At 28.7% G+C, this 1,102-nt stretch carries 2 protein-coding genes; both read left to right on the plus strand.

Translation table 11 applies throughout. The annotated features are described in order from the left end of the window. Positions 1 to 108 precede the first annotated feature (108 nt). Complete coding sequence (locus AVBRAN12640_RS09840) at positions 109 to 579, plus strand: type II secretion system protein (RefSeq protein WP_214142909.1); 471 nt, start codon at positions 109 to 111, stop codon at positions 577 to 579. A gap of 39 nt (positions 580 to 618) precedes the next feature. After that, a complete protein-coding gene (locus AVBRAN12640_RS09845; RefSeq protein WP_214119487.1) occupies positions 619 to 1,077 on the plus strand; it encodes a type II secretion system protein in 459 nt (152 codons plus the stop codon). The last annotated feature ends 25 nt before the right edge of the window (positions 1,078 to 1,102 follow it).

The following is a 1,102-nucleotide window of genomic DNA, read 5'->3' on the forward strand; positions in this document are numbered from 1 at the left end:
TTAGGTGGCGGAAATATTTCTTTCTAATTTCACTTTATTTGATGAATATTACAAAGCTAAGTTTGGTAAAATCCAAGCTTAGCTTTTTTTAAATTTTAAAGGACAAAGATGAAAAAAGCTTTTACAATGATAGAACTAATCTTCGTAATAGTTATTCTAGGTATCTTAGCAGCAGTCGCGATACCTAAACTAAATGCTACGAGAGATGACGCTGAAATTACAAAAGGTGTTAGTAATTTCTCAACACTTCTTAGTGATATAGCTTCTTATTACACAGCTAAGGGAAGTTTTGCTACCAATATACAAGATATGACAAATGTAGTAATGCAACCACACGCAACAAACACTTCAACAGCTTATTTGTATATTAAAGATTTAAATTGTGTAACAATTAATGCAGAATCAAGTGGAAGCACTATTAAAATTTTTGCTTCTCCGGACTTTGATAAAGGTGTTTGCAAATCATTCTTCGCAACTAGTAGTGTAAAAGCAGCTATGGGAAATAAAGATATAAAAAATCATCAAGGAATAGCTAGTGCCTATGAAATCAAACTCGGTGGCGGAAATGTTAATTTTTAACCTAGAAACTAATCTAGGTTAGTTATTTTAAGGAAGTTAATGAAAACAGCATTCACAATGATAGAACTTATATTTGTTATTGTAATATTAGGTGTATTAGCAGCAGTTGCAATTCCTAAACTAAATGCTACGAGAGATGATGCTGAAATAGTAAAATCATCTCAAAACCTTGCTATTTTAATTAGTGATTTAGGCTCTTATTATACAACCCAAACAAATTTTAGCAGTAATTTAAAGGATATGACTTCTCAAAGTCTAAAAGATGATAAGTATTTTACTATTAAAAATACTGATTGTTTAGAAGTTACTACTGATGATTATTTTATAGTGGTAAAAAAACTAAAAACTAGAAGTGAATTATGCAATAAATTATTAGGCTTAGAATCTTTAAAACAAATTCTAACAGGAAGAATTTCAAAAACAAATAATAATTTTACAGATATTTCAAAAAGTGATATTATTTACATTCCTGTTGGTGGAAGTAATGTGGTGTATTAAGAATTTAAAGTGATTTAAATTCTTA

This window comes from Campylobacter sp. RM12640 (assembly GCF_020137595.1).
Classification (GTDB): Bacteria; Campylobacterota; Campylobacteria; order Campylobacterales; family Campylobacteraceae; genus Campylobacter_E.